Annotated in this window: 8 protein-coding genes; all 8 read left to right on the top strand. The window is 31.4% G+C overall.

Features of this window, described 5'->3' with window-relative positions:
* Window positions 1–85: 85 nt before the first annotated feature.
* The 8 genes from F0000_RS21310 (at window position 86) to F0000_RS21275 (ending at window position 10,140) form a co-directional block, all read left to right on the top strand.
* A complete protein-coding gene (locus F0000_RS21310) occupies window positions 86–1,156 on the top strand; it encodes an IS66 family transposase (RefSeq protein ID WP_368668131.1) in 1,071 nt (356 codons plus the stop codon).
* 518 nt (window positions 1,157–1,674) lie between these two features.
* Complete coding sequence (locus F0000_RS21305; protein ID WP_149626747.1) at window positions 1,675–2,589, top strand: dimethylarginine dimethylaminohydrolase family protein; 915 nt, start codon at window positions 1,675–1,677, stop codon at window positions 2,587–2,589.
* A gap of 270 nt (window positions 2,590–2,859) precedes the next feature.
* Window positions 2,860–6,381 carry a DEAD/DEAH box helicase gene (locus F0000_RS21300; RefSeq protein WP_149626746.1) on the top strand — a complete coding sequence of 1,174 codons (3,522 nt, stop codon included), beginning with the start codon at window positions 2,860–2,862 and terminating at the stop codon, window positions 6,379–6,381.
* A 214-nt stretch (window positions 6,382–6,595) separates the two neighbouring features.
* Window positions 6,596–6,826: a helix-turn-helix domain-containing protein gene (locus tag F0000_RS21295; protein ID WP_149626745.1), complete on the top strand. Its 231-nt coding sequence runs from the start codon at window positions 6,596–6,598 to the stop codon at window positions 6,824–6,826.
* A complete protein-coding gene (locus F0000_RS21290) occupies window positions 6,813–7,148 on the top strand; it encodes a HipA N-terminal domain-containing protein (protein ID WP_149626744.1) in 336 nt (111 codons plus the stop codon). The genes F0000_RS21295 and F0000_RS21290 overlap by 14 nt, the downstream gene beginning before the upstream one ends.
* A complete protein-coding gene (locus F0000_RS21285; RefSeq protein ID WP_368668130.1) occupies window positions 7,141–8,085 on the top strand; it encodes a HipA domain-containing protein in 945 nt (314 codons plus the stop codon). Before F0000_RS21290 ends, F0000_RS21285 begins: the two co-directional genes overlap by 8 nt.
* Window positions 8,086–8,566: 481 nt before the next feature.
* Window positions 8,567–9,355 (top strand): type IV toxin-antitoxin system AbiEi family antitoxin, encoded by a 789-nt coding sequence (locus tag F0000_RS21280; RefSeq protein WP_368668129.1) that lies wholly within the window; start codon window positions 8,567–8,569, stop codon window positions 9,353–9,355.
* Window positions 9,352–10,140 (top strand): nucleotidyl transferase AbiEii/AbiGii toxin family protein, encoded by a 789-nt coding sequence (locus F0000_RS21275; RefSeq protein WP_149626741.1) that lies wholly within the window; start codon window positions 9,352–9,354, stop codon window positions 10,138–10,140. The genes F0000_RS21280 and F0000_RS21275 overlap by 4 nt, the downstream gene beginning before the upstream one ends.
* Window positions 10,141–10,910 lie beyond the last annotated feature (770 nt).

Here is a 10,910-nt window from a genome sequence, read left to right as displayed (position 1 = left end):
CGCAATCAAATTATATAACAATAAAAGATTACATTTATCTTTAGACTATAAAACACCTAATTACGTGCACCAAAGTGCCGCTTAAATTTTAATATTAATCTGTAGCCGTATTTTAGGACGTGACAAACTACCAAGTCGTCCTATAGATAAGTCCATTGCAGAAGCTTGTCTATTGGCACATGTATTAGTTAGTAAATATATCGATCATTTACCTTTCTATCGCCAAATTCAGATGTTCAAACGTGATTTTGGATGGGAACCAGCACAGAGTACCCTGGGTGATTGGATGGCAGGGTGTTGTAGGTTGCTCGAACCACTCTACAATACCTTGAAACAAAAAATATTGGAAAGTGACTACATTCAAGCTGACGAATCACCAATAAAAGTACTTGACAGCGATAAAAAAGGCAGTACACACCAGGGGTATCAATGGGTCTATCACGATCCCGTTCAAAAACTGGTACTCTTTAATTACCGTAAAGGTCGTGGGCAACATGGGCCTAAAGAATTGCTTGCAGCTTACAAAGGCTATCTGCAATGTGATGGCTATACGGTATATGATAAAATAGGAATAGATCCTAAAATTACCCTTGCAGGATGTTTGGTACATGCCAGACGTAAGTTTCATGATGCACTGGATAGTGACAAAAAAAGAGCGCAAATAGCCCTTGAGGTTTTTAAAAAGATATATCTCGAAGAAAGGGCTATAAAAGAAGATTCACAAAATGATGCCCAGCAAAGGAAAAAATTACGTGATCAAAAAATTAAACCACTACTGCTACAAATCAAGTCATGGATAGAAAAAGAGCAGTTTAATGTATTGCCTAAAAGTCCTATTGGAAAAGCAATGACTTACTTTTTTAATCAGTACCCTAAATTGGAAAACATCTTTTTAGACGGGAGAATCGAACTGGACAATAATTTAATAGAAAACGCTATCAGACCTATGGCTATTGGCAGAAAGAATTACCTGTTTTGTGGATCACACAAAGCTGCACAAAATGCAGCAATATTATATTCTTTTTTTGGAAGTTGCAAAATGCAAGGTATCAATCCTAGAGAATGGCTAGCAAATACCTTAGAAAAATTACCAGACCATAGCATACAAAAACTGGAAGAACTACTGCCTGGATATCAAGAAAAAATTACTACGTAGTTGCTCGGATGCATACATCTATTATGTCGTCTCTAATGATTGTTTAGAGTTTCTTCGGTCAAAGAAATCTAATTTAGTTCAAGAATATACTTCCCTAAAGTATCATAATAGAATAAAAATTCTTCATAATGATATTTACTTATTGACAATTACTTGTCATAATATGGATAAGGCTTCAGAGAGCGATAGAATCTATTTTTTTATGAAAAATAAGAGTATAGAAATAATAGCTTCACGAATATTCTATGCTTCAATATGTTTCATAATAAGAACTAAAAATATAAAAACAATGATGAATGATTTACATCAAGAATTGAGAAGATCTTGTGAGATAAGTTCCTTACGAAATGTAATGACATAGATTAATAATAAAATTAAAAATTAGTCTTTATATAAAAAATCGAGAATCCTCATTTTTTTTGAATAGACTTCTATTGTAATACAAAATTAGGTTCATCAGAAATTACTTTTAATATCATTATGTTTTTAACTAATTGAAAAATAATAAGTTGCTAAAAATGAAACTAAACATTAACAATGAAACATCTCGTTTAGAGTCTGTAATAATTGGAATTGCTGATGATTTTGGAGGAACACCTATTATTAGTGAGGCATATGATCCAAAATCTATTAAACATATCAGGGAAGGGACATATCCTAAAGAAGAAAGTATGGTAGGTGAACTGAAAACAGTAAATGATATATTGAAAAATTATTATGTTCGAGTTTACCATCCAACAAATCTTAAGAATGTTAACCAAATTTTTACAAGAGATGTTGGTTTTGTAATCGAAGATAAGTTCATAAAATCTAACATGATATCTAATCGCACTGACGAACTGTTGGGAATTGAGTTTTTAATTGAGAAAATTTACCCTGAAAATATCATTACAATAGACTCACCAGATATTAAAATAGAAGGAGGTGATATTATTCTATATGAAGATCATATATTTATTGGGACGTACAAAGGGAAAGATTTTAAGAATTGTATAACCGCCAGAACCAATCAAAATGCGGTTCTCTTCATAAGAGAACTTTTTCCTCAAAAAATTGTTAAAGAAATAGACCTAAATAAATCAATGACAAATTCAAAAAAGAATGCTTTACATTTAGATTGTTGTTTTCAACCAGTATCTAATAATAAAGCAATAATTCATAAAGAAGTTTTTCGTAATGAGTCGGATTACCAATATCTGGTAGAGTTGTTTGGAATAGAAAATTTATTTCATATAGACTCTAATGAGATGTTGGAAATGTATACCAATATATTATCCATTGATAAAAACGTAGTAATATCTGATAAAAAGTTCACCAGATTAAATAATTGGTTTAGAAAATTAGATATTGTTGTAGAAGAGGTTTGCTATTCTGAAATAGGTAAACAAAATGGTTTGATACGTTGTTCAACACTTCCTTTATGTAGAAATTAACCAATTTTTTGATTTAGAAATAATTAAGCCTATATCTTCCACCAAAAAGTTCGAACTTTGTCCTTTTATGCCACGTAATTTGTAAAAACCTGTAAATTAATTATTTACAGGTTTTTTTGTTTTACTATTTTTTTTGTATTGCTTTGTTTTTCAATGCTATGCAGGTTCGAACTTTTTGAAAATATATTATTTTTCACTAAAAAGGAGTTTTTCAATTTAAAGAATCTCAGTATTTTGGTCTAAAAAAACACGAAATTCTGATAAAACATTATGGCGCAACAATTCGGTAAAACTTGGTGGGGAGAACAATTTTTAAAGGCTTTATCACAAATTGATTATTCTAACCGCTTACCAAGAGGAAAAACCTATGCTCGAAAAGGTACTGTAAAGGATATTAGGATTACTAAGAATATTATTGAGGCAAAAGTTAAAGGTAGTAGGCCTAGACCTTATACTATTAAGATTACCATTCCAGCATTTAGCTCTTCACAGAAAAAGAAACTTATGGATGCTATTATTGGTGATCCATTGTCGTTATCTCATTTATTAAATCGTGAATTACCACAAGAACTAAATGAGATTGCAAAACAGAATGGAATACAAGTTTTTCCTAACCAATGGTCAGATTTTGAAATGCAATGTTCTTGTCCAGATTGGGCTGTGCCATGCAAACATTTAGCAGCTGTCATTTATGTTTTCTCAGCAGAGATTGACCGAAATCCGTTTTTATTATTCCAATTGCACGATTTGGATATTCTTAGCGCGTTAACCCAAGCAGGAATGCAGTTAGAAGGAAGTGTAAAAGCTTTGAATTTCGAAAATTTACTTTATGATAAACCAATTTCTATTGAATTTCAAAATAGTTCTGAGGAAGCTGTTTTTGATTTGTCTAAAATTATTCCTCAAGCCGAAAATGTATTGTCTCTATTAGAAGCTAAAGCGCTTTTTTATACAAAACCATTCGCCTCGATACTTAAAAAACATTATAAACTAGGAACTTCGTTTGCCAAAAATATAGTGGCAAAAGAAATTGTCGCGCTAGAACTCAATACATTTGAGAAGATTGAATGTGTAGAAATTCAAATCCATAAGAAAGAAATAAATTTCCAAGGGATTACCTTCTTTTCTGGAGGGGAGCCTATGGATACTTCAACTTTTACTAAAGACTTAGATTCATTAATTGATTTTTTAGAAAGAATCCCTAGGAAATTTGAAAATCGTCTCTCAGCTGATTTGCAATGCCTGTACCGGGCTTATCATTTAAGTGTTCATTTAATGCTTAATGGGGCTTATGTTCCTCAAATTGTAGAATTGGAAGAAGTACATTATAAGGTTCGTTGGATACCTGCTATGGCTAGTGAGGAAGTAAACTATTTAGTGGAATCTTTGGAGAAAAATATTTCACAGCGGTTTGTTGCCATAAATACCGCTTCTAAAAAGCAACAATATTTAACGCCAAAAGATCAAATCATTTGTTTGTTGTCTACTTTTTTAACACATTATATGCTTAAAAAAGGATCATGTACTACTGGCACAAAAACGCCTTTGGATTTTAAAATTGATGAACTTTTTTTTAGTAATAAAAAGCAATCTTTCCCTGACTTTGAAGAGCAGCAAGTTCCTAATTCTATACATCAATATTTACAGCGATTACACATCAGTAGCCAAGTTTATACACCATTGATTAAGATAGAAGATAATCCTTTGGAAAGTATTTTTGAAATAGAACTATGGATTGAAAATAAGCAGGATGCTGTTCAAAAACCTGTTTCTTTAGAGAAGTTTGTCAAAGGAGGAAAGTATGCTTCTTATAAAGCTTCTGTTTTTCAATCGTTATCGAGTTTATCTAAAGATTTTGTAGACATAAAACCATTGATTTCTTCTTTAGGTAAAGAACAACTCTTTTTAGATAGCGATGGCTTTGCTGCCATTTTACTTAAAGTATTGCCTATTATCAAATTACTAGGTATTCGAATACTATTACCCAATTCTTTAAAGCAGTTGGCGAAGCCTCAAGTCTCCATAAAATTAGATAGTAATAGTTCAAAAACAGACAGTAAAACCTATTTAAACTTGAATGAAATGTTAGATTTTCAATGGCAGGTAGCTATAGGAAATCAAACGATATCCGTTGCTGAATTTAAAAAATTGGTTAACAACACCTCTGGAGTAGTCAATATTAAAGGAGAATATGTGCTTATTGATCCTAAGCAAATTCAAACCTTATTAAACAATTTAGAAAAAGACAGAGAACTTTCTCATATTGATATATTACAATCTTCGTTAACTGAAGAATATCAAGAAGCCAAAATATCCCTTTCAAATTCAGCTCGTGAAATTATAGAAAATTTGTTGAAAAGTGAAGCTAAACCAATCCCCCAAAGTTTAAAAGCCACTTTACGGCCTTATCAGGAAAGAGGTTTTCAATGGTTGTATAATAATAGCAAGGTAGGTTTTGGAAGTATTATTGCTGATGATATGGGACTCGGTAAGACTATTCAGGTGATTACCTTATTACTTCAATTTAAAGCTGAAGGAAGGCTGGATAAAAAGAAAGGACTCATTGTGGTACCAACTACGCTTTTGACCAACTGGCAGAAAGAAATAGAAAAGTTTGCTCCAGATTTAAGTACTCATATTTATCATGGAGCAAAACGTACTTTTGATAAAGAGGGTTTTGACGTTTTTATAACCACCTATGGTTTATTGCGTTCCGATGTATCCAAATTTCAAAAAATAAAATGGGAGATATTAGTTATTGATGAAGCTCAAGCCATCAAAAATGCGGGAACAGAACAGACCAAAGCTATAAAGAAAATTAAAGCTACTGTAAAAGTTGCTATGAGTGGTACACCTGTAGAAAATCGCTTAAGTGAATATTGGAGCTTATTCGATTTTACGAACAAAGGGTATTTAGGTTCTATGAAATATTTTACACAACATTTTTCTTCTCCTATTGAACGAAAGAATGATCAGCTAGCATTACATCGTTTCAAAAAAGTTACAGATCCTTTCATACTACGTCGCTTAAAAACGGACAAATCTATTATTACTGATCTTCCTGAAAAAATAGAGCAAGATTGCTTTATTGCTCTAGGAAAGGAACAGATTGCGTTATATCAAAATGTGGTTGATAAAATGATAAAAGCTCTAAATGAAGTTGAGGAAAAATCTATTGAACGAAAAGGATTAGTCCTTAAAATGATAACAGCTTTAAAGCAAGTTTGTAACCATCCGTCTCAATTTTTGAAGAAAGAAGATTATCGTCCACAATTGTCAGGGAAATCAGAACGATTACTAGAGATATTGAGTGCTATTTATGAGAATAATGAAAAAGTGTTGATCTTCACCCAATACAAAGAAATGGGGCAGATTCTTTCGGAAATGCTATCCAAAGTTTTTGGTACAAAACCCTTATTCTTACATGGGGGAGTTTCTCGTAACAAAAGAGACGAGATGGTAGAAGACTTTCAAACTAAAAAACATATCAAAACGTTTATTCTATCTATAAAAGCAGGAGGAACAGGATTGAATCTTACTGCTGCGAATCATGTAATTCATTATGATCTTTGGTGGAATCCTGCTGTTGAAGCCCAAGCTACTGATCGAACTTTCCGTATTGGTCAACAAAAAAATGTATTAGTACATCGTCTGATTTCTAAAGGAACTTTCGAAGAAAAAATCAATCAAATGTTACAAGATAAAAAACAGTTAGCTAATATGGCAGTTTCTACAGGTGAAAAATGGATTGGTGATTTGTCTAATGATGAATTGAGGGACTTAGTTTCTTAACTTTAGTCTCAAGCAACTTTTTTCTTTTGCAGTAAAAACAATGCGGCTTAAGCCTTTGGCAAATGACTATGTTCATATGTAATCGTAAGAATATGCTGAATTGATTTCTGATTCTTTATATGCTTTTAAATATAAAATTTTTTGAAAAACATTTTTTATATGTAAATACATATATTTTGTTATATTTGTATTAAATTATATCTAAAAACATATAATTATGAACTTAGCAACATTTGTCAAAGAACGAAGAAAGTCGGTATACTTAACCCAATCACAATTTGCTGAACGTGCAGGTGTAGCTTTAACAGTGATAAGAAAAATTGAACAGGGTAAAACCAATTTGAACATGGAAAAGGTAAATCTTGTTTTGAGGATGTTTGGACATGAGCTAGTTCCTGTTCCTAGTTCATCATTGGAAAAAAGCGAGGATAATGAGAAAAGCTAACATCTTTTACAATGATATATTGTCTGGTGTATTGATAGAAACCGATGATGGTGAATACCTTTTCCAATACGATCAGAAATATATAAAAGAATATTCAGATCAATTTATAACGTTTACCATGCCTGTGAGACAAGAAGTGTATCTAGATAAAAGATTATTTCCTTTTTTTGAGGGCTTAATACCAGAAGGATGGTTATTAGATATTGCCTCAAGGAATTGGAAGATAAACAGAAACGACAGAATGGGACTTTTGTTAGCCTGTTGCCAAAATTGCATCGGAGCAGTAAGTGTACAATCTACTAATTCAGGTAATGATGAATAAGTGTTTATACTGTTATCAAGAATTGAAAGGTACTAATGATTTTCATGGGCATTGTGCAATGGCATTTTTTGGAACAAAAGAAACACCTATACTTGATTATACTTTAGATCAAATGTCCTTATTAGCTAAGAATGTGGTGGAAAGAAGTATATCAGTACCGGGTGTACAGGCAAAACTATCGATGTCTTTGGTAAACGAAGTAACAAATGATCACTATAATAGGCTTACTGTAGTTGGAGCATTGGGTGGAGATTATATTTTTAAACCTCCTAATGCCAATTATCCAGAAATGCCAGAGAATGAGCATGTGACTATGCGTATAGCTGAGGCATTTGGAATAAATACAGTTCCATCTACATTAATTCGCTTAAAATCTGGTGAATTATCATATCTAACTAAGCGTATTGACAGAAAATTAGATGGAACAAAAATTCATATGCTGGATATGTTTCAAATCACAGAGGCATTTGATAAGTACCGAAGTTCTATGGAGCGTATAGGAAAAGCTTTGGATATGTATACTAGTAATACTTTATTAGATAAATTGTATTTTTTCGAAATTACTCTTTTTTCTTTTTTGACAGGGAATAACGATATGCATCTAAAGAATTTTTCGATGATCAAAACAGCTATTGGGTGGTCTTTGGCTCCTGCTTATGATTTATTAAATGTAACTATTGTTAATCCTGAGGATACTGAAGAATTGGCACTAACTATTGCTGGTAAAAAGAAAAAATTTACAAAAACTCATTTTGAAGAATTCGGGAAAGGTCTGGGGTTGACATTTAAGCAGATTGCAGGTGTATTTAAACGCTTCGAAAAAAGTGAAAAAAAAGCAGTCAATTGGATTGAAAATTCATTTTTGTCAGATACTATGAAATTACAATATTTGGAGGTTTTAGAAGAGCGTTATAACAGAATTTATGTGAATGTATGATCGTGTTTATAGATGTTATAAATACTTTGATTTTGAAATAATCAACCCAATATCCTCCACCAAAAAGTTCGAACTCTGTCGCTCTAAGCCCACAGAATTGATAAAAACCTGTAAATTAATTATTTACAGGTTTTTTGTTTTCCGTAAAATGTTATAATACGATTTATAACTAAAAATTTCGCATATTCATCGTTTCTTTTTCCTTTCTACTTCGTTTAAAAAATAAACCGTAGCTATAGCTATGCTTGATTTTTTTGCCTTGCATAAAGAAAAAATAATTCAATGAATTTATACGAATTTTTTAATCACAAATCGTATAACTTTCTTAATATCAAAACGATACAAGTTCGAATTCTCTTTGACTATTTATTAAAATAAAGAATAGGGAAGTCTTCATACTAAAGTAAAGCTAAATAAACTATAGTAATTATTTGAGTATTATGTCTAATATATATATATTGCTTAAATAATTACTATAATTATGGTTGCCCAATATATTATCAAACTTTTATCTGTTGAAGAGTATTCTTTCTCCTTAGATGAGTTGATGCAAGAGACTCAAAAAACCAAAAATTCAATTTGGTTAGAACTGGCACATCTTATAGAAAAAAATGAAGTTGTTAACCTGAGAAAGGGTTTTTATCTTATACTGCCACCTCGGTATAGATCATTGGGTAAACTACCTTTGAATCTATATGTAGAAAAACTGTTTACATACCTTAATAGGAAATATTATGTAGCATTTTATAGTGCTGCAAAAGTTTATGGAGCAAGTCACCAGCAATTACAGCGAGATTATGTAATGACAAAACCACCCAAATTACTCGATATTTCAAAATCACCTTTAGATATTCGTTTTCTTACAACAACAAGTTGGCCACAAGGAAATATAGAGGCTAGACGATCTGACGCTGGAATTTACAATATATCTAGTCCAGTATTAACAGTAGCAGATTTGGTAAGATACCAGAATAAATTAGGTGGATTAAACCGTATGCTCTCGACCATAGAAGAACTTATGGAAGAAGTAACTGAAAGTGATATAAAGGAATTATTAACTTGGTATGATCATAAAGCTACTTTGCAAAGGTTAGGCTTTATAATTTGTCAAGTAACAGATGATACTTTAATGAGTAACCTGATCTTTGAACATTTAAAATCTTATAAAATCTATCCCATTTTACTTCAACCTGATAGTAAGAAAAAGCCTGGCGCAGTATATAATAAATTTAAGGTCGATATTAATATTAAACTAGAAAGTGATCTATGATTCCAAAACCAGCAATAGCAAAATGGAAGAACCATGCGCCATGGAATGAAATGGGACAAATAGAACAAGACCTTATTATAAGTCGAACATTAATCGCTATATTTTCTGATGATTTCTTACGAGAAAACCTTGCATTTAGAGGTGGCACAGCACTCCATAAGTTATATCTCAATCCAGCGCCACGATACTCTGAAGATATTGACCTTGTACAGATTAAGGAAGGTTCCATAAAGCCCATTATGAAACGTATAGCTGAAGTAATTGATTTTTTTGAAGAAGAACGTCGCACACAAATAAAAGGTCACGGAGCTAAGGCACTCTATCGTTTTAATACAGAGTATGAACAAGAACGTCGCAGATTAAAACTTGAGATTAATTGTAAAGAGCACTTTAACGTAATGGATTGGGTGGATTTTCCTTTTGATGTAGATAGCACATGGTTTAAAGGAAATGCCCAAATTAAAACTTATAACATTAATGAATTGCTCGGCACTAAATTGCGTGCACTTTACCAACGTAGTAAAGGGCGTGATTTGTTTGATCTGGACTACTCACGACTTAATACAGAACTGGATATTGATGCTATTATAGCTTGTTTTCATAAGTATATGATTTTCTCTGTAGATAAAAAACCATCGCAAAAAGAGTTCTTACTTAATCTAGAAGAAAAAGAAGAAGATCCATTATTTGTAGGTGATATGGAAGCATTATTACGACCACCTCTTACTTATGACCAAGATGCTGCATTTACTTGGTTAAAAGAAAATGTTATTTCTAGAATTTAGTTTATAAGCCGGAATCTCTTTTTAAATAAAGTGTTAAAAATGTTCAAAAGTTTGCGATTACTTTATCTGTTAGCACATTTGATTTCGAAATAATCAACTCCATATCCTCCAACAAAAAGTTCGAACTCTGTCGCTTTAAGCCCACTAAAAGGGAATCTTCATTCATAGAATGTTGATTCCCTTTTTTAATTTATTATAAATTATCTGATAATAAGCTGATTGAGTCAAAAATAAAGTTTACTCTTGGGGTTCGAAATGCATCATTTTTGAAATCATACAAGATTCCATGGATTAATCTCAATTGTTGTGTTTAGGTAAATATTCTTGTTGGTTTAAAAAGAGATTTGCAGATAATCTAACTAGAAAGAATTTTATATCTCCAGAACCTTTATTTTTACTATTACAAAATAATGTTGTAATATTCCTTTAATCTTGGATGGTATAAGTCAATTTTGATCTAAGGATTTTGCTTCTTGATATTATCAGTTACTTCTCATAATTATAAAATTCACAAATATTACATTTAAAAATAAGTAAGATCTTAAATATTGATTATTTGATAATAATGATGTTTAATTGTGTGTAATCCTTTTCTTTTTAACGTTTTTTTTATAAATCTAAACATATGTTTCATCAAAAGAACCATATGTTTTCAATAAAAGGATGCTTTAGCGATTAGATTTGTTTAACTCTTTTTAACAATTAAAAGATATAGTGATAATACCGTAATCCAAAAAAACTTTAGTTAAGCAAAGAGTATGGAAAACTCA

The organism is Aquimarina sp. RZ0, assembly GCF_008370685.1.
GTDB lineage: Bacteria > Bacteroidota > Bacteroidia > Flavobacteriales > Flavobacteriaceae > Aquimarina.
The sequence above is the reverse complement of the archived record's forward strand: the minus strand, read 5'-3'. Positions and strand labels throughout refer to the sequence as shown.